Origin of the sequence: Actinomyces provencensis (assembly GCF_900155435.1) — a bacterium.
Classification (GTDB): Bacteria; Actinomycetota; Actinomycetes; order Actinomycetales; family Actinomycetaceae; genus Pauljensenia; species Pauljensenia provencensis.
The window spans coordinates 285,992-303,644 of the sequence record NZ_LT700212.1; the positions used below are offsets into that span (position 1 = coordinate 285,992).

General features: G+C 72.0%; 14 protein-coding genes. 4 read left to right on the plus strand and 10 right to left on the minus strand.

The window, feature by feature from the left end; all coding sequences use genetic code 11:
- Nucleotides 1–9: 9 nt before the first annotated feature.
- The 5 genes from BQ9890_RS01255 to rpmE form a co-directional block, all read right to left on the minus strand.
- On the minus strand, nt 10–480 hold the full coding sequence (locus BQ9890_RS01255; protein WP_143226194.1) for a hypothetical protein: 471 nt from the start codon (nt 478–480) through the stop codon (nt 10–12).
- The gene (locus BQ9890_RS01260) at nt 473–1,615 is read right to left on the minus strand and encodes an MraY family glycosyltransferase (protein WP_075888728.1); all 1,143 of its coding nucleotides are present in this window, start codon (nt 1,613–1,615) and stop codon (nt 473–475) included. The genes BQ9890_RS01255 and BQ9890_RS01260 overlap by 8 nt, the downstream gene beginning before the upstream one ends.
- Before the next feature lie 95 nt (nt 1,616–1,710).
- The gene (prmC, locus tag BQ9890_RS16765; protein WP_407638863.1) at nt 1,711–3,474 is read right to left on the minus strand and encodes a peptide chain release factor N(5)-glutamine methyltransferase; all 1,764 of its coding nucleotides are present in this window, start codon (nt 3,472–3,474) and stop codon (nt 1,711–1,713) included.
- Complete coding sequence (gene prfA, locus BQ9890_RS01275; protein WP_075888730.1) at nt 3,471–4,565, minus strand: peptide chain release factor 1; 1,095 nt, start codon at nt 4,563–4,565, stop codon at nt 3,471–3,473. Before prfA ends, prmC begins: the two co-directional genes overlap by 4 nt.
- A gap of 87 nt (nt 4,566–4,652) precedes the next feature.
- Nucleotides 4,653–4,874 (minus strand): 50S ribosomal protein L31, encoded by a 222-nt coding sequence (rpmE, locus tag BQ9890_RS01280; RefSeq protein WP_075888732.1) that lies wholly within the window; start codon nt 4,872–4,874, stop codon nt 4,653–4,655.
- Between the two features lie 291 nt (nt 4,875–5,165).
- Here rpmE and ald point away from each other — a divergent pair, with 291 nt between their 5' ends.
- Nucleotides 5,166–6,284, plus strand: coding sequence for an alanine dehydrogenase (gene ald, locus BQ9890_RS01285; protein WP_075888734.1), 1,119 nt, complete (start codon nt 5,166–5,168; stop codon nt 6,282–6,284).
- Nucleotides 6,285–6,441: 157 nt separating this feature from the next.
- Here the strand turns inward: ald and rho are convergent, their stop codons facing one another.
- From rho to BQ9890_RS01310, 5 genes are all read right to left on the minus strand, one after another.
- On the minus strand, nt 6,442–8,448 hold the full coding sequence (rho, locus tag BQ9890_RS01290; protein ID WP_075888736.1) for a transcription termination factor Rho: 2,007 nt from the start codon (nt 8,446–8,448) through the stop codon (nt 6,442–6,444).
- Nucleotides 8,449–8,757: 309 nt separating this feature from the next.
- Nucleotides 8,758–9,765 (minus strand): homoserine kinase, encoded by a 1,008-nt coding sequence (locus BQ9890_RS01295; RefSeq protein WP_075888738.1) that lies wholly within the window; start codon nt 9,763–9,765, stop codon nt 8,758–8,760.
- Nucleotides 9,766–9,830: 65 nt separating this feature from the next.
- On the minus strand, nt 9,831–10,946 hold the full coding sequence (thrC, locus tag BQ9890_RS01300) for a threonine synthase (protein WP_075888740.1): 1,116 nt from the start codon (nt 10,944–10,946) through the stop codon (nt 9,831–9,833).
- A 2-nt stretch (nt 10,947–10,948) separates the two neighbouring features.
- A complete protein-coding gene (locus BQ9890_RS01305) occupies nt 10,949–12,256 on the minus strand; it encodes a homoserine dehydrogenase (RefSeq protein ID WP_075888743.1) in 1,308 nt (435 codons plus the stop codon).
- A 237-nt stretch (nt 12,257–12,493) separates the two neighbouring features.
- The gene (locus BQ9890_RS01310) at nt 12,494–13,528 is read right to left on the minus strand and encodes a YdcF family protein (protein WP_075888746.1); all 1,035 of its coding nucleotides are present in this window, start codon (nt 13,526–13,528) and stop codon (nt 12,494–12,496) included.
- A gap of 359 nt (nt 13,529–13,887) precedes the next feature.
- Between BQ9890_RS01310 and BQ9890_RS01315 the strand changes: the two genes are divergently transcribed.
- From BQ9890_RS01315 to pflA, 3 genes are all read left to right on the plus strand, one after another.
- The gene (locus BQ9890_RS01315) at nt 13,888–15,984 is read left to right on the plus strand and encodes a pyruvate formate lyase family protein (RefSeq protein ID WP_075888748.1); all 2,097 of its coding nucleotides are present in this window, start codon (nt 13,888–13,890) and stop codon (nt 15,982–15,984) included.
- Nucleotides 15,985–16,086: 102 nt separating this feature from the next.
- Entirely contained in the window at nt 16,087–16,338 is a 252-nt protein-coding gene (gene grcA2, locus BQ9890_RS01320; RefSeq protein ID WP_043535475.1) for an autonomous glycyl radical cofactor GrcA2, read from the plus strand.
- A gap of 145 nt (nt 16,339–16,483) precedes the next feature.
- Nucleotides 16,484–17,359, plus strand: a complete 876-nt coding sequence (gene pflA, locus BQ9890_RS01325; RefSeq protein ID WP_075888750.1) for a pyruvate formate-lyase-activating protein — start codon at nt 16,484–16,486, stop codon at nt 17,357–17,359.
- Nucleotides 17,360–17,653: the final 294 nt, after the last annotated feature.

The window sequence follows — 17,653 nt, forward strand, 5'->3', positions numbered from 1 at the left end:
CTGTCGGGCTCAGGCGCCGCCCTCGTCCCCCGAGGTCTCGCCGCCCCGCTGCAGGGGCACGACAGCGGGCACGCGGGCACGCAGGAACGCCCAGACCTCGCACCCCAGCGTGACGACGACCACGACCACCACGCAGATCCCCACCGGACGGACGTCCACGTCGGCCGCACGGGCCCCCAGCAGGGCTGCGGCGACGACGGCCACCTTGGCCACGTACCCCCCGGCGACCCACACGAGCAGGGTCTCGGGACCCGCCGCGGCCCGGGACACGGTCAGCCACGTCATGGACACCAGTGCCGCGGTGGCTGCCACGGCCACCAGGGCGGAGACCCACGGCCGACCCGGGGCGAGCGCCCCCCAGAGCAGTTCGAGGCCCACGGCCACGAGGCCGGCCAGCACCAGGGTGCGTCGCAGGCCCGCGACGGCCCGGTGCACGGACCCGTGCAGGACGACGGGGTCGGCCCCGTGCGCGTCAGTCATGGTCGCCTCCTGGTCGAACGGGTGCCGGGGGAGGCGGTCCGGCATGGGCCGCCCTGCTCCTGCCGGGGAACTCCGAGGCGGTCAGCACCATCACCACGCCGGCCACCGGGAGCGCGAGGGAGAGCACCCGCCCCAGGGGGAAGACGAGCAGGGCGACCGCTGACAGCGCCACCACCGCCGTCCACAGGTACAGGATGACGACGACGCCGCGGTGCGTGTGTCCGCGGGCCAGGAGTCGGTCGTGGAAGTGGGTCCGGTCGGCGTGGAAGGGACTCCTGCGCTGGGCCATGCGCCGCACGCTCGTGACCACCAGGTCCCCCAGGGGCACGACGATGACCGCCAGTGGCAGCAGGATGGGCAGCAGGCCCGCCAGGACCTGCTGGCTGCCCAGCACCGCCGGGTCGATCTGCCCGGTGACGATGATGCCGGCAGCTGCCAGGACCAGGCCCAGGGTCTCGGCACCGCCTCCCATCATGATCGAGGCGGGGTGGAAGTTGAACCACAGGAAGCCCGCGCAGACACCCGCCAGGGTGACCACCACCACGGAGGCGGTCGTCGCGTAGGAGGCCGCGCCCATGAGTCGTGTGAGCAGGTAGGAGTAGGCGAAGAAGGCCACGGCGCCGATGCCCACCACTCCGGCGGCCAGGCCGTCCAGTCCGTCGATGAAGTTCACGGCATTGATGATGGCCACCACCACGATGACGGTGACGAACAGCGACAGACGCGAGGAACCGATCGTCAGCCCGAAGACCGGGAAGCTCACCAGCTGCACACCGTTGGCCGCCATGAGCCCGACGATGAGCATCTGGCCGGCCAGCTTCGTGTACCAGTCCAGCTCCAGGAGGTCGTCGACCACCCCCAGCACGCACATGGCGGCGGCACCCCCCATGACCGCCCAGGGCACCGAGGTGGCGAAGACGGGGGCCATGTAGGGGATGCGACTGCCCAGGAGGAGCGCGATGAGGAGGCCCGCCGTCATCGCCACACCGCCCATGCGTGGCACCGGGGCCGCCTGGATGTCGCGCGAGCGCAGCTCCGGGACGATCCCCCAGCGCAGGGACACCCAGCGCACCAGTGGCGTCAGCAGGGCGGTGGCGCCCATCGCCACCAGCATCAGCAGCAGGTAGACCTTCATGGGTGGGGTGCGCTCCCGGGGTTCGGTCGGTTCGGGTGGTGTGTCCCGGCGTGGTCGGGAGCGGAGGTGCGAGGAGGGACGAGGGCGGGGCCGACTCAGGCCGGGGGGAGGATCTCCTCCCCCGCGTCCGCGGAGAGGACGGCCAGGGGGATCGTCCCCAGGCGGATCGCGCGAGGACGCCCGTGGGCGAGGTCGATGATGGTCGAGGGCGTGGAGCCCGGTGTGGGCCCACCGTCGAGGTAGTCGGCGACGAGGTCACCGAAGGCGTCCCGGGCGGCCGCGACATCGGTGGCGGGGGACCGTCCGGTCAGGTTCGCGGAGGTCACTGCCAGGGGACCCGTGGCCCGCAGGAGCTCCAGGACCACCGGGTGGTCGGGCATGCGCAGGGCCAGGGTGCCCCCGGTCTCACCCAGGTCCCAGCCGAGGTCCGGGCGCGCCGTGAGGATGAGTGTCAGCCCGCCGGGCCAGTGTGCCGCAGCCAGGCGCCGCGCAGTGTCGGGCACGTCCACGCAGAGGTGGTCGACCGTGTCCGTGTCGGCCACGAGGACGGGGGGCGGCATCTGCCGTCCCCTCCCCTTCGCGGCGAGCACGGCCGCCACGGCGGCCGGGTCATGGGCGTCGGCACCGATCCCGTAGACGGTGTCGGTGGGCAGGACCACCAGGCGGCCGGCGCGGACGTCGGCGACGACGGTGGCGAGGTCACGGGCAGGGAGCCCGTGCGTGCAGTCGATGTTGCGTGGGGCACTCACACCCCCATTCTCACACGTGGCCGGGACCGCCTGCCGGTGGGCCCGCTGGTGCGCCCGTGGTGTCGACGTGGACGGTGCCGTCCGCGCACCGGGTGTGGAGGGGTCGTCGTCGGCGGGCTCCGTCGGGGGCAGCCCGACGAGGGCGGCCCGGGCACGCAGCATCCGGTCCCGGCCCGAGAGGTCCACCAGGGTCTCGGCACCCACCAGGCCCGCGGCCGTGGCGACCGCGCGCATCTGCGAGGACTGGGACTCGGCGTGCTCCACCACGACCACCCCCCCGGGTCGCAGCAGGGCGGCCGCACGGTTGACGATGCCGCGGGGCACGACCATCCCGTCCTCCCCGCCCCCGTACAGCGCCGTCTCGGGATCGGCGAGGGCCTCCTCCTGGGTGGGCACCTCCGCGGAGGGCACGTAGGGAGGGTTGGACACGACCACGTCGACGGTGCCGTCCATGTCCGCCAGGGCCGAGGTGGCGTCCCCCGCCACCAGCTCCACCGCCCCGGGCGCCAGGGCCGCGATGTTCTCGCGCGCGAGGGCCAGGGCCTCGGGCGCCAGCTCGACGGCGACCACCCGGGCAGCGGGCACCTCGGTGGCCACGGCCAGTGCGATCGCGCCGGACCCCGTGCAGAGGTCCACGACGACGGGTTCGTGTCCGCGGACCGCGCGCGCTGCCTCGATGGCCTCCCCCGCCACCGACTCGGTCTCCGGGCGCACCACGAACACCCCGGGCCGTGCGCGGAGTGTCAGTCCCCGGAACCACATCCGCCCCACGATGTGCTGGAGGGGCGTGTGGTGGCGCCTGCGGGCCACCCCGGTGCGGAATCGCTCAGCTGCCCGGGCCCCGACCGGGTCGGGAGCCGCCCACAGGGAGTCGACGCCGAGCGCCCACTCCAGGAGGATGCGCGCCTCCTGGGCGGGGTCCGCGCCCTCACACCCCCGCAGGCGCATGCGCGCCCACGCCAGGAGCTCGCCCTGGCGGTAGCCGCTGGACCGACGCGGTCCCCCCGGCGCGGCGTCGCCCCCGTCGGAATGGCCCCACCCGGTCCGGTCCCCCTCCGTGCGGGCTCCCCCGGCGTGGTCGGGGGTGCCGGGCGGGACCGTGGTGTTCATCGCTGCGAGGCCCGTGCCAGCCGGGCCGCCTCGTCGGCCTCCACGGCGGAGGCGATGACGGGCCCGAGTGCCCCGTCGAGGACCTGGTCGAGGTTGTGGGCCTTGAACCCGGTCCGGTGGTCGGCCACGCGGTTCTCGGGGTAGTTGTAGGTGCGGATGCGCTCGGAGCGGTCCACGGTGCGCACCTGGGACAGTCTCTGCGCGGAGGCCTCCGCCTCCCGCCTGGCCCGGGCCTCCGCCGCGAGGCGGGAGGCGAGCACCCGCAGGGCGGCGTCCTTGTTCTGCAGCTGGGACTTCTCGTTCTGCATGGACACGACGATCCCGGTGGGCAGGTGGGTGATGCGCACGGCGGAGTCAGTCGTGTTCACGGACTGGCCCCCGGGCCCGGAGGAGCGGTAGACGTCGATGCGCAGGTCGCCCGGGTCGATGCGGACCTCCTCGTCGTCCTCCACCTCGGGCATGACGAAGACCCCCACCGCGGAGGTGTGGATGCGACCCTGGGACTCCGTGACGGGGATGCGCTGGACGCGGTGGACGCCGCCCTCGTACTTGAGGTGGGCCCACACGCCCTCCTCCGGGGCCGGGTTGCCCCGGGAACGGATGGCCAGTGTGACGTCCTTGGACCCGCCGAGCTCCGTGGGGGTGGAGGAGAGTTCGGTGACCGTCCAGCCCATGGACTCCGCGTAGCGCTGGTACATGCGGGCCAGGTCGGCGGCGAAGAGGGCGGACTCCTCCCCGCCCTCCCCCGCCTTGACCTCGAGGATGACGTCGGAGGCGTCGTCGGGGTCCCGGGGGACGAGGATCTGGACCAGTGCGTCGTGTGCCGCCGTCACCTCCGCCTCCAGGGCCGGGACCTCCTCGGCGAAGGAGGGGTCCTCGGCGGCCAGCTCGCGGGCTGCGACGAGGTCGCCCTCGGCAGCGGCCAGCCGGCGGTGTGCGGCGACCACCCGTCCGAGTTCGGCGAAGCGGCGCCCCAGTCTGCGCGCGCGTGCCCGGTCGCGGTGGACGTCGGGTGCGGCCAGCGCCGCCTCGACCTGCCCGTACTCCTCGAGCAGGGGGGCGACGGCTGCGAACTCGTCCCTCGACGCCATGGTGTGTCCTCCTGGGTGGTCCGGGATCCGGTGGGCGTACACGTCGGCGCCGGTGACCTCGGGGGTCACCGGCGCCGGGTGGTGTGGCTACTTGGACGGCTTGACGCGCTTGCCGTAGCGCGCCTCGAAGCGAGCGACGCGACCGCCGGTGTCCATGAGCTTCTGCTTGCCCGTGTAGAACGGGTGGCACGCCGAGCAGACGTCGACGCGCATGACGCCCGACTTGATGGTCGAGCGGGTGTGGAACTGGTTGCCGCAGGTGCACGTGACGAGGGTGTCGACGTACTCGGGGTGGATCCCCTTCTTCATGGTGTCTCCTTAAGGATTCGAGGATGCCGGGTCCCCCGGGGCAGGTGCCCACGCGTGGTGCTCGGGGGTGAACCGGGACCGTGTGGCATTCTGCCACGCGGCGGGTCCGGGGTCCATGCGGTTGCGCCCGTGGCGCAGTGACCTGCCCGACACCGACGCGACCCGTCGCGGGCGCCGGGCACACGGTCCGAACCGTGACCCCGGGGACCGGACGCGCCAGAGGTCCGCCACGGTACAGTGGCCACCCGGCCGGGACGCCCGGGCCGGCCCAGGACACCGGAGGTCCCCCGCATGCGCATCGCCGTCCCCACCGAGGTCAAGAACAACGAGTTCCGCGTCGCGGCCACTCCCGAGATGGTCCACGAGCTCACCGCCCGTGGTCACGAGGTCCTGGTCCAGCAGGGCGCGGGAGTCGGCTCCGGCATCTCCGACGAGGACTTCGCCGCCGTCGGCGCCACCCCGGTGCCCACGGCGGAGGAGACCTGGGCGGGGGCCGACCTGGTCCTCAAGGTCAAGGAGCCCGTCGCCTCGGAGTACCCCCTCCTGCGTCCCGACCTCACCCTCTTCACGTACCTCCACCTGGCCGCCGACCGTCCCCTCACCGATGCCCTCCTGGCTGCCGGGACCCGCGCGATCGCCTACGAGACGGTGCGGGAGACGGACGGGTCCCTGCCCCTCCTCATCCCGATGTCGGAGATCGCCGGCAGGTTGTCGCTGACCGTCGCCGCCTACCACCTCATGAAGGACGAGGGCGGGGCCGGGCTGCTCCTGTCGGGTGTGCCCGGGACCCCGCGTGGACGTGTCGTCGTCATCGGTGCGGGCACCGCCGGGGAGAACGCGGTCGCCATGGCGGTCGGCGCCCGCGCCGACGTCACCGTCCTGGACATCGACGCCGCCCGGTTGCGGGCCGTGGAGGCCCGACACCCCGGGGCGGTCACCACGCTCGTCTCCTCCAGGCCGACCATCGCCCGGGCCGTCGCGGACGCCGACGTGGTCATCGGATCGGTGCTCGTCCCCGGTGCCCGGGCGCCGAAGCTGGTCACGGACGAGATGGTCGCCACCATGCGGCCCGGCTCGGTCCTCGTCGACATCGCCATCGACCAGGGGGGCTGTTTCGAGGGATCGCGACCCACCACGCACGACGCCCCCACCTTCCCGGTGCACGACGCCACCTACTACTGCGTGGCCAACATGCCCGGGGCCGTCCCGCGCACTGCCACCGCCGCCCTGACCTCGGCGACCATGCGCCACGTCCTGCACCTGGCGGACCGGGGGATCACCGGGGCGGTGGAGACCTCCGCACCGCTCGCCCGGGGCGTCAACACCTGGGACGGCCACCTGGTCAACGCGGCCGTCGCCCGCGCCCTCGACCTGGCGGCCACACCGCTGGGCGAGTTCCTGGACGTCTGACGGGGCGGCCGGCGGGCACCCTGCCCGCACGCGCCCGGCCCGGACACGCCCGGGGCCCGCGTGCCGACGGGTGGCGCCCACCGGACCCACCCCCCACGCACGACGCCCCCGGGGAGCCGATCGGCCACCCGGGGGCGTCGCCCTCGTACGCGCGGGGTCAGTCCGCGTTCGGGGTCGTCTTCTGGACGAGCATGAGGAACTCGGCGTTGGACTGCGTCTCCTTGAGCTTGCCGAGGATGAGCTCGAGGGCGCTCTGCTGGTCGAGGGTGCCGAGCACGCGGCGCAGCTTCCACATGATCCGCAGCTCCTCGGGCTTGAAGAGCATCTCCTCGCGACGCGTGCCGGAGGCGTTGACGTCGATGGCCGGGAAGATGCGGCGCTCCGCGAGCTGGCGCGAGAGGCGCAGCTCCATGTTGCCGGTGCCCTTGAACTCCTCGAAGATCACCTCGTCCATCTTCGAGCCGGTCTCCACCAGCGCCGAGGCGATGATCGTCAGGGAGCCGCCCTCCTTGAGGTTGCGGGCCGCGCCGAAGAACTTCTTGGGCGGGTAGAGCGCGCCGGCGTCCACACCACCCGACAGGATGCGACCCGAGGCCGGGGCCGCCAGGTTGTAGGCGCGCGAGAGACGCGTCAGGGAGTCGAGGAGCACCACGACGTCCTGGCCGAGCTCCACCAGGCGCTTGGCACGCTCGATGGCGAGCTCCGCGACGACGGTGTGGTCGGCGGCGGGGCGGTCGAAGGTCGAGGCGATGACCTCGCCCTTGACGATCGAGCGCATGTCCGTGACCTCCTCGGGGCGCTCGTCGACGAGGACGACCATGAGGTGGACCTCGGGGTTGTTGATCTCGATGGCCTTGGCGATCTGCTGGATGACCATCGTCTTGCCGGCCTTCGGCGGGGAGACGATGAGACCACGCTGGCCCTTGCCGATCGGGGCGACCAGGTCGATGACGCGGGGGGTGAAGGCCTTCGGGGAGGTCTCCATGCGCAGCTGCTCGGTCGGGTAGAGCGGGGTCAGCTTGCCGAACTCCCGGCGGCGCTGGGCGTCCTCGATGGACATCCCGTTGACGGTGTCGACGCGGACCAGGGCGTTGAACTTCTGGCGCTGGCGCTCGTTCTCGCGCGGCTGGCGCACGGCCCCGGAGACCGCGTCACCGGAGCGCAGGCCCCAGCGCCGCGCATTGCCCAGGGTCACGTACACGTCGTTCGGACCGGGCAGGTAGCCGGAGGTCCGCACGAAGGCGTGGTTGTCCTGGATGTCGACGATGCCGGCGATGGGGGCCAGGACGTCGTCCTCGCGGACCTCCGGCTCGGCGTCGCGCTGGCGCTCCTGGCGGTTGCCCTGCTGGTCGCGGCGGTCATTGCGGTCCCCGCCCCGGTCACGGTCGCGTCCGCGGCGACGCGAGTTGCGCTCCCGCCGGTTGCGCGGGCGCTGACCGGCGCCGTCACCTTCGGGCAGCTCGATCTGGTCGAGGTCACGGGGGTGCTCCTCGTGACGGGACCCGTCCCCGTCCTCGCGGCGGGTGCGCTGGCCACGGTCGCGGTCACGCTCGTGGCGGGACTCGACGGCGGAACGCTCCTGGCGCTCGGCGCGTTCGGGACGCTCCGCGCGCTGGTGCCGCGAGGGCACGTCGGAGTGGCGCTCGGCGTCGAGCTCCTGGGCGACGGCCGCACGCACGTCCAGGGCGGGCGTCGACCCGGACTGCTCGGTGGTCTCCTCGTGGGTGTCCACGTTGCGGGCAGCGCGCCCACGCCCGCGACCGCGGGCGGGGACCGTCGAGGCGGTGGGATCGGCGGCGGGCTCCTCGGAGCCGGAGGTGCCGCGGGATGCGGCGGGGAGGTCGAGGACGATCTCCTCGGGGTCGATGGTGCCCGTCGTCGCCGCACGGCGACGGCGCGGGGCGCGACGCTGCGGGGCGGCCCCGTCGCCACCCGTGCTCGTCGACGACCCGGCGCCGCTGGGTGCGGACGCCGACTGGGCAGCAGCAGGGGCGGGAGCGGGAGCTCCCTGGGAGTCCGAGCGTGCCGAGGAGATGGCCCCGACGAGGTCGGACTTGCGCATCTTGGAGGTGCCCTTCAACCCCATCTGCGAGGCAACGGCCTGCAGTTCCGCCAGCTTCATGGCGGAGAGGGGGGTGGAGTCGGCACCAGAGGTGTGATCCATGCTCACTGATGATCCTCACTAGGTTGCCCGTTCGGGCATGTGATGTCCCCACTGCGTGACGCAGGAATGGGGGTGCGCGACGGAAACGCTGTCGCGCGGGGGGAGGGATTGCCGGAAGGATCGGCAGGGCCGCGAGGCGGCCGTTGGACCAATAGTAGCAACCCGGAGTGCTCACGTGTCATCCCCTGTGCCTCCGGGTGGACCCGGTGAGCACAACATCACACCCCGGGGCCGGGCAGAGGTGACGGGTCGACGTCCTCCACGCGCCCACTGCGACACCCGTCGCCGCACCGCGGGTGCCTGGACGTGTCAGCCGCGGGAGCCCGCCAACCTGCCCCGCGTCTGGCGCACACCGTGGGGGTCGACGTCCAGGCGGTGGACCGCCCATCCTGCCTGGCGGGCCTGGACCAGCACCGTCTCCGGGACGGTCTCCAGGCTCAGCACGGTCGGCCCGGCACCCGAGACGACGGCGGCGAGACCGGCGTCGCGCAGCCAGTCGACCAGCGCGAGGGACTGCGGCATGGCACTGCGTCGGTACTCCTGGTGGAGCCGGTCGCGGGTGGCCTCCATGAGCAGTGCGTGCGCGTCCGGGAGGGCGGGTGACCCGGCCCCGGTGCCTGTCCCCTCCGCACCCGACCCGGCACCCAGGGAGAGGCTCCCCGCGCCGGTCCCCGCTCCGGCCAGCAGTGCCGCCAGGAGCGCAGCACGTGAGGCGTTGTAGGCCGCGTCGTGGTGGTCCACCCGCGAGGGCAGCGCCGCACGCGCCGCGGAGGTCGCCAACTCGAAGTCGGGGACGAACGCCACCGGGGAGATGATGGCGGGCGGGTCCAGGCGCAGTGCCCCGGACCGTCCCCGTTCGCACCAGGCCACGGTCGCACCACCCAGGACCGCAGGAGCCACGTTGTCGGGATGGCCCTCCACGTCCGTGCCGATCTCGAGCAGCTCGTCGGCACCCAGGACCTCGGGGTCCCCCACCAGTGCACGGGCCAGGGCCAGTCCCGCGATGATCGCGGAGGCCGACGAGCCCAGCCCGCGGCCGTGGGGGATGCGGTTCGTGCAGTGCATGCGGATGCCCACCTGGGGCGCCCCCACCCGGTCCAGGCCGAGCCTGAGCGAGCGCACGACCAGGTTGTCCTCGTCCTCGGGGACGTGACCGGCTCCCTCGCCCTCCACGACCACGGAGGTCCGACCCGTCGTGGCGTGCACGGACACGTCGTCGTGGAGACCCAGGGCGAGTCCCACGGAGTCGAAGCCGGGGCCCAGGTTCGCGCTGGTGGCCGGGACGGACACGGCCACGAAGTCATCTCGCAATTGCACGCGGCAATCCTCCGGACGTGGATGGTGCGGGAACGGTGGGCGCCCCGCCTGGTCGAGGGGTTCCCTCAGTGCAGACCGAGGGCGGCGGCGACCTCGACGATGTCGGGGCTCACGACGGTGGCCTCCACCTCGCCGCCGCCGGGCAGCCCGCCCAGCGCGGTCTTCGTGTCCTTGAGGCCGTTGCCGGTCACCGTGCACACGATGGTCGCACCTCCGGGCACCTCGCCCGCCTCGGCGGCCTGGAGCAGACCGGCGACGGAGGCAGCGGAGGCGGGCTCGACGAACACGCCGACCTCACCGGCCAGGAGCTGTTGGGCGGCGAGGATCTGCTGGTCACTGACTGCGGTGATCCGGCCACCGGAGTCGTCCCGCGCGGCCACGGCGTAGTCCCAGGACGCCGGGAAGCCGATCCGGATCGCGGTGGCGAGCGTCTCGGGGGCGTCGATGGGGTGGCCGGCGACGAAGGGGGCCGCACCGGCGGCCTGGACGCCCCACATGCGCGGGACCTTCGTGGCGACCGGGTCCAGGCGCTGCCAGGAGTCCCCCATGGTGGTGGCCACGCTGCGTCCCGCGTACTCGTTGTAGCCCATCCAGTAGGCGGAGATGTTGCCGGCGTTGCCCACGGGCAGGACGTGGATGTCGGGGGCGTCGCCCAGGGCGTCGACGATCTCGAAGGACGCCGTCTTCTGGCCCTGCAGACGGTAGGGGTTCACCGAGTTCACCAGGGCGACGGGGTAGGCCTCGGTCAGCTTGCGCACGACCCTCAGGGAGTCGTCGAAGTTGCCGTCGACCTGGATGAGGTGCGCCCCGTGCATGACGGCCTGGGCGATCTTGCCGGCCGCGATCTTCCCGGCGGGCAGGATCACCGCGCACTCCAGACCGGCCGCCACCGCGTAGGCGGCCGCCGAGGCGGAGGTGTTGCCCGTGGAGGCGCAGGCGATCATGCGGGTGTCGGTCGCTGCGATCTTGGAGACCGCCATGGTCATGCCGCGGTCCTTGAAGGAGCCGGTGGGATTGGCGCCCTCGACCTTGACCCACACCTCGGCACCGACACGGCGCGAGATCGCGGGAGCCTCGACGAGGGGGGTGCCGCCCTCGAGGAGCGTGACCACCGGGTCGGTGGGCTCCAGGGGGAGCCGCTCGGAGTACTCGCGCAGGAGTCCCTGCCACTGGTGGGCCATGTTCAGTCGCCTTCCATACGGATCGTCGAGGCCACCTCACGGACGGCCGGGGACTGGGAGAGTGCGTGCGCGACGGCCTGCAGGTCCGCCTCGCGTGCCACGTGGGTGGCGATGACGATGACCGCCTGGCCGATGCCCTGCCCGTCACGCTGGTGGACGGACTGGATGGACACGCCGTGGCGGGCGAAGATGTTCGCCACCTCGGAGAGGACCCCGAGGCGGTCCTCGACGCGCAGACGCATCTGGTAGCGCGTGCGCGCCGACCCCGGGTCGAGGATCGGCAGGTGGGCGTAGACGGACTCACGGGGGGCGTGGCCGCCGTGGACCCGGTGGGAGGCCGCGGCCACCACGTCGGAGAGCACGGCGGAGGCGGTGGGGGCCCCACCGGCGCCCTGCCCGTAGAACATCAGGCGCCCGGCCGCCTCACCCTCCACGACCACGGCGTTGAAGGCCCCGTTGACGGAGGCCAGGGGGTGGTCGAGGGGGACGAGGGCGGGGTGGACACGCACCGCGACGCCCTCGTGCCCGTCCTCCCCGATGCGCCGCTCGGCGATGGCCAGCAGCTTGACGGCCCGGCTGAAGAAGGCGGCCTCCCTCATGTCCTCCGCGGTGAGGGAGGTGATGCCCTCCACCGCGACGTCGTCGATGCCGACACGTGTGTGGAAGGCCAGCGACGCCAGGATCGCGCACTTCGCGGCCGCGTCCAGGCCCTCGACGTCGGCGGTGGGGTCGGCCTCGGCGAAGCCCAGCTCCTGGGCCCGGGCGAGCGCATCCGCGTAGCTGGCTCCCTCCGTGGCCATGGCGTCGAGGATGAAGTTGGTGGTGCCGTTGACGATGCCCAGGACCCGGGTGACGCGGTCCCCGGCCAGGGACTCGCGCAGGCCGTAGACCACCGGGACGGCACCGGCGACGGCGGCCTCGTAGTAGAGGTCGGCATCGGAGGCGGCAGCGGCCTCGTAGAGCTCCGGGCCGTGGGCCGCCAGGAGGGCCTTGTTGCCCGTGACCACCGAGATGCCCTGCCGCAGGGCGCGCAGCACGTACGTGCGCGCGGGCTCGATGCCCCCGATCAGCTCGATGACCAGGTCACGCCCGTCGATCGCCTCGGCGGCGTCGGTGGTGAGCAGGCCGGGGTCGAGGGGCACGTCGCGGGGCGCGTCGGGGTTGCGCACGAGCACCTTGACGACCTGCAGTCGCGCCCCGGCCCGGGCCGCGAGGTCCTCACCCTGCTCCTGCAGGATCCGGATCACCTGGGAGCCGACGGTCCCCGCCCCGAGCACCGCGATGTCCAGGGTGCGTTCCGTTTCCGCCACGTGGGTCTCCTCCAGGGTTCCGGGGGCGCCGCCGGGGGCGCATGATGACGACGAGTCTAGGGCGCGGTCCCGGGCCGGGCGGGCCGGTCCGCCCTGTGGCCGTCCGCGACACCGCAGCGGCGCACGGGGGCGTCCCGACCGGCCGGGTCACCCGCCAGTGTCCTTCCGTCCCCTCCCCCACACCGGTCCCTCCCGCGCGGGCACCCACCGTGGGCCCGCCACGGGTGCCGGCAGCACTCAGTGCGTCAGGCTGACGACCACGCCGGTCACGAGCGGCGCCAGCGAGAGGACCAGCCCGACGATGTTGAGTCGCAGGTTGTCGCGCATGATCGCCAGGTACTCCCGCAGGACCGCCGTGGGCCAGTAGTACCGGGCCGTCGTCGACCCGACCGCGTATCCGGGCAGACCGATGGCGCGCATGAGGAGGGCGGCACGGAAGGCGTGGAAGGAGTTGGTCACCACGGCCACACGGTGCACCTCCCCGCGCGAGGCGAGCAGGCGTGCGGAGCACACGAGGTTCTCACGGGTGGTCGTCGAGACGCGCTCGAGGAGCATGTCGCCCTCGTCCAACCCCCGTGAGCGGGCGTAGGCGGCCATGGCATCGGCCTCGGGGAGCGGCTCGTCGGCTCCCTGCCCTCCCGACATGACGAGGACGGGGCGGGCACCCTCCTGGAGCGGGCGGTCCCTCCACTCGATGCCGCGGTCGATGCGGCTGCGCAGCAGGGGCGTCACCTCTCCGTCCCGCAACCCCGCACCCAGCACGACGACCGCGTCGACCGGGGGCCCGAACCGACGGGTCAGGATCCCGTAGAGCCAGGACCACAGGAGGTAGGCGATGAGCCCGTAGCCGCACCACCCGATGGGCAGTGCCAGCAGCATCAGGTAGACCAGCACCCCCATTTGCTCAGCCAACAGTGAGACCACCCCCACGGCCACGTAGCCCAGGATGGCCACACCCAGGACGAGCGACAGCATGTGTGCCGGGGAGCGGCCCTCCCTGCGCACCACGGTGAGCCCGTTGAGGACCAGGAGCACACCGAGAGCGACCACCGACACGCCCACCACGATGAGAACTCCGAGGAGGACCCAGCCATCGGCCTGTGTGTCAGGGAGTGCCGTGTCCAGACCTTGGAGCACACCACCGAATGCGAGGAGGGCGAGCATCGTCAGACCCGTGAGCAGGTAGACGCCGGTGCGCAACTTGCGGGGGTCGAGCAAAGCGGACACCACGAAGACGGCGAGGACCACCAGGACCGGGACGAAAGCTTCCACCCGGTCATCCTAGGGTCCGGGCCACCCGCCCTCGTCGGCAGGGCACCGACACCGGGCGGCACACCTGACGACCCGGTCGGACATCGGGGAGAGCGGGCCCACGACGACCTGTCCCGGGGACGCAGGCGGGACGGTCGACCCCCTCCGTCGGGACCTTGTACCCATGTCCCGTGTGACCCGCATATCAAACGTCTACCATTGAGAGATAGGCCATAGGTCCGCCCTCGTCGGGATCTGGCCGGATCCGCACCCGCGACGGACAATGGATGACAGATGCCCACCCGGCACCAATGGGGAGGCCACCGGGCCCCCTCAACGGACCCCCGATCGGGGGTCCGGAGATACTGAGAAGAGGGATCATGACCACCCAGATGACCGCTCCGGCAGAGGCGACGGCGGATCCGTGGCGCGGATTCACCACCGGCCCGTGGGCCGAGGGCATCGACGTCCGAGACTTCATCCAGCGCAACTACACCCCGTACACGGGTGACGCGTCATTCCTCTCCGGGCCCACCGAGAAGACCCTGAGGGTGTGGGACCACCTGGAGAAGAAGTACCTCTCCGAGGAGCGCAAGCGCCGCGTCTACGACGTGGACACCCACACCCCCGCCGACGTCGACGCGTTCGGCCCCGGGTACATCTGCGAGGACGACAACGTGATCGTCGGACTGCAGACGGACGTCCCCCTCAAGCGGGCGATGATGCCCAACGGCGGGTGGCGCATGGTCGAGACCGCCATCAAGGAGGCCGGCAAGGAGCCCGACCCCGAGGTCAAGAAGATCTTCACGAAGTACCGCAAGACCCACAATGACGCGGTCTTCGACATCTACACCCCGCGCATCCGCGCAGCCCGCTCCTCCCACATCATCACCGGCCTGCCCGACGCCTACGGCCGCGGCCGCATCATCGGCGACTACCGCCGCGTGGCCCTCTACGGGGTCGACGCACTGATCGCCGCCAAGAAGGTCGACAAGGACAAGGTCGCCGCCCAGCCCTTCTCCGAGCACTGGGCCCGCTACCGCGAGGAGCACTCCGAGCAGATCAAGGCGCTCCAGAAGCTCAAGAACATGGGAGCTGCCTACGGCTTCGACCTCTCCCGGCCCGCGGCGACGGCCCAGGAGGCCGTGCAGTGGACGTACTTCGGCTACCTCGCCTCCGTGAAGTCCCAGGACGGCGCGGCCATGTCGATCGGGCGCCTGTCCGCCTTCCTCGACACCTACATCCAGCGCGACCTGGTCGACGGCGTCATCACTGAGGAGCGGGCCCAGGAGTACATCGACTCCCTGGTCATGAAGCTGCGCATCGTGCGCTTCCTGCGCACCATCGACTACGACCAGATCTTCTCCGGTGACCCCTACTGGGCCACCTGGTCGGACGCCGGTTTCGGCGACGACGGACGCACCCTGGTCACCAAGACCTCCTTCCGCCTGCTCCAGACGCTGCGCAACCTGGGCTCGGCCCCCGAGCCGAACATCACGATCTTCTGGGACGAGTCACTGCCCCAGGGCTACAAGGACTTCTGCGCGGCGATCTCCATCGAGACCTCCTCCATCCAGTACGAGTCCGACGACCAGATCCGCAGCCACTGGGGCGACGACGCGGCCATCGCCTGCTGTGTGTCCCCCATGCGCGTGGGCAAGCAGATGCAGTTCTTCGGCGCCCGCGTCAACGCCGCCAAGTCGCTGCTCTACGCGATCAACGGCGGACGCGACGAGATGAGCGGCAAGCAGGTCGTCCCCGGCCACGCCCCGGTCGAGGGTGACGGACCGCTCGACTTCGACGACGTGTGGGCCAAGTACGAGGACATGCTGGACTGGGTGGTCGGCACCTACGTCGAGGCCCTCAACATCATCCACTACTGCCACGACCGCTACGCCTACGAGGCCGTCGAGATGGCGCTGCACGACTCCGACATCGTGCGGACCATGGGCTGCGGCATCGCCGGCCTGTCGATCGTCGCCGACTCCCTGTCAGCCATCAAGTACGCGAAGGTCACCCCCGTGCGTGACGAGACCGGCCTGGTCGTCGACTACGTCACCGAGGGCGAGTTCCCGAAGTACGGCAACGACGACGACCGCGCCGACGACATCGCCGCGACCGTGGTGCACACGGTGATGAGCAAGATCCGCGAGATCCCGCTCTACCGTGACGCCATCCCGACGCAGTCGGTGCTGACGATCACCTCCAACGTGGTCTACGGCAAGGCCACCGGCGCGTTCCCCTCGGGGCACGAGAAGGGCACCCCCTTCGCGCCGGGCGCCAACCCGGAGAACGGCCTGGACACCCACGGCATGGTCGCCTCCATGCTGTCGGTGGGCAAGCTCGACTACAACGACGCGCTCGACGGCATCTCGCTGACGAACACCATCACGCCCTCCGGCCTGGGCCGCACCAAGGACGAGCAGATCAAGAACCTGGTCGGCATCCTCGACGCCGGCTTCGTCCCCGAGGACTGAGCACCGGACATCCCGTGGCCCGCCCCTGACCGGAGCGGGCCACGGGGAGCAGTTCCAACCCCGACACAATCACCGGACACACAACCACTGAAGGAGCCGACAATGGCCACCAAGACCTTCGACGAGCGTCTCGCCGACATGAAGGAGTCCCGCGGGGAGCACGGAGGCGTCCAGGGCCTCTACCACGCGAACATCAACGTGCTCGACCGTTCCACCCTGGAGGACGCGATCGACCACCCGGAGAAGTACCCGAACCTGACGGTCCGCGTCTCCGGCTACGCGGTGAACTTCGTCAAGCTGACGCGTGAGCAGCAGCTGGACGTCCTCTCCCGCACGTTCCACCACAGCGCCTGAGGGCAGAGCCCCCGGTCTCTCCGGTGAGCGGCCGGTCGGGCCCCGTCCGCGGGTTCCCGACCGGCCGTCGCCTTCCCCACCTGCCCGGCCCCACCCCCCGCTGCCCCACCGGCCTTCTGCCCCCACACCTCCGAAAGGTCCCCCGATGCCCGTCGTCCCACTCGGCTCACCCGAGATGCTCGGTGACCAGGACTTCCTGGCCCCGGCCGCCCGTGTGTCCGGTGCGGGGACCGCCGGCCTGGCGGAGCTCACGGACCTGGAACGCTCGGACCGACTCGCGCGCATGCGTGAGGGCACGCTGGGTTCCGTCCACTCCTGGGAACTGGTCACTGCCGTGGACGGCCCGGGCACCCGGATGACGGTCTTCCTGGCGGGGTGTCCCCTGCGGTGCCTCTACTGCCACAACCCCGACACCATGGCGATGCGCAACGGGGAGCCCGTCGAGGTCGACGAGCTGCTGCGGCGCATCAGGCGCTACCGCAGGATCTTCCGCAACACGGGTGGTGGCATCACCCTCTCCGGCGGTGAGGTCCTCATGCAGCCCGCCTTCGCCGGTCGCCTCCTGCGCGGCGCGAAGGAGATGGGCGTCCACACCGCACTCGACACCTCCGGGTTCCTGGGGGCCGCCGCCACCGACCAGATGCTGGAGGACACCGACCTGGTCCTCCTCGACGTCAAGTCCGGCATCCCCGGGACGTACCGGAAGGTCACGGGCCGGGACCTGCAGCCCACCGTCGACTTCGGCGACAGGCTCGACGCCCGCGGCATCGAGATCTGGGTGCGCTTCGTCCTGGTGCCGGGTCTCACCGACGCACCCGGCAACATCGACGCGGTGGCCCGCATCGCCCAGCGCTGGGGCTCGATGTCGCGACTGGAGGTCCTCCCCTTCCACCAGATGGGGCGCGACAAGTGGGCCTCCCTGCACATGGACTACCAGTTGGCGGACACGCAGCCGCCCTCGATGGAGCAGGTCGACGAGGTCCGCGAGCGCTTCCGCTCCTTCGGACTCACCGTCCACTGACCCCTCCCCCGGCGAAGTCCGCTCACTTCTCGGGTCGAAGTCCGCTCACTTCCCACCTCGAAGTCCGCTCAGTTGGGGCCTCGAAGTCCGCCCTGTCGTACCCATGGGGTCCGCCCCGGTGGGCAGCCCGGGAGGCCGTCCCCTGCTCCGTCGTCCCGGAAGGCTCCGGGGTCACGGCCGCCACCCCCCTGCAGGATCGGCACTACACGTCGGGCCGCCCTCGTCACCCCCGGTCGGTCGGGGCGTGCTCCCCTGCGGCGGGCAGCCAGCTGTTCCCCGGCACGCCCCACCCCG

What these genes read in the sequence shown, in the direction of transcription:
- BQ9890_RS01255 (WP_143226194.1), bottom strand. Translation starts at nt 480, where the DNA reads ATGACTGACGCGCACGGGGCCGACCCCGTCGTCCTGCACGGGTCCGTG.
- BQ9890_RS01260 (WP_075888728.1), bottom strand. Translation starts at nt 1,615, where the DNA reads ATGAAGGTCTACCTGCTGCTGATGCTGGTGGCGATGGGCGCCACCGCC.
- prmC (WP_407638863.1), bottom strand. Translation starts at nt 3,474, where the DNA reads ATGAACACCACGGTCCCGCCCGGCACCCCCGACCACGCCGGGGGAGCC.
- prfA (WP_075888730.1), bottom strand. Translation starts at nt 4,565, where the DNA reads ATGGCGTCGAGGGACGAGTTCGCAGCCGTCGCCCCCCTGCTCGAGGAG.
- rpmE (WP_075888732.1), bottom strand. Translation starts at nt 4,874, where the DNA reads ATGAAGAAGGGGATCCACCCCGAGTACGTCGACACCCTCGTCACGTGC.
- ald (WP_075888734.1), top strand. Translation starts at nt 5,166, where the DNA reads ATGCGCATCGCCGTCCCCACCGAGGTCAAGAACAACGAGTTCCGCGTC.
- rho (WP_075888736.1), bottom strand. Translation starts at nt 8,448, where the DNA reads ATGGATCACACCTCTGGTGCCGACTCCACCCCCCTCTCCGCCATGAAG.
- thrC (WP_075888740.1), bottom strand. Translation starts at nt 10,946, where the DNA reads ATGGCCCACCAGTGGCAGGGACTCCTGCGCGAGTACTCCGAGCGGCTC.
- BQ9890_RS01315 (WP_075888748.1), top strand. Translation starts at nt 13,888, where the DNA reads ATGACCACCCAGATGACCGCTCCGGCAGAGGCGACGGCGGATCCGTGG.
- grcA2 (WP_043535475.1), top strand. Translation starts at nt 16,087, where the DNA reads ATGGCCACCAAGACCTTCGACGAGCGTCTCGCCGACATGAAGGAGTCC.
- pflA (WP_075888750.1), top strand. Translation starts at nt 16,484, where the DNA reads ATGCCCGTCGTCCCACTCGGCTCACCCGAGATGCTCGGTGACCAGGAC.